This window comes from Ilumatobacter nonamiensis YM16-303 (assembly GCF_000350145.1).
GTDB classification, from domain to species: domain Bacteria; phylum Actinomycetota; class Acidimicrobiia; order Acidimicrobiales; family Ilumatobacteraceae; genus Ilumatobacter_A; species Ilumatobacter_A nonamiensis.
Window position 1 is genome coordinate 1 of record NZ_BAOL01000368.1, and the last position, 385, is coordinate 385.

General features: G+C 63.6%; 1 protein-coding gene. It reads right to left on the bottom strand.

The features are described 5' to 3' along the window. A partial coding sequence (locus tag ON45_RS20685) for an acyltransferase family protein (protein WP_040496736.1) occupies positions 1–385 on the bottom strand: 385 nt, incomplete at both ends.

Genomic DNA, 385 nt, shown 5'->3' on the forward strand with positions numbered 1-385 from the left:
ACTGCTCCTCCACGGCGAGGCTCCACAGGTGGCGCAGCGGCGCGAAGTCGTTGCCGGCGCTGTATCCCGCACCGATCCAGATCTGGTACCAATTCGATCCGTACAGCGTGCCGGCGATCACGTCTCCGCGCAGCTTGCCGAGCTGGTCGCGTTCGAACAGCGCCACCCACACCGTGAGCAGCAGCATCATCACGAACAACGCGGGCAGGAGCCGCCGGAATCTTCGAATCCAGAAGTTCTTGAGATCGACCTCGCCGGTGCGCTCGTGCTCGGCGATGATCAACAGCGTGATCAGGTAGCCCGAGATCACGAAGAACACCTCGACGCCGAGGTACCCGCCGGGGAGCCAGCTGCTGTTGGCGTGGTACACCATCACCGCGATCAC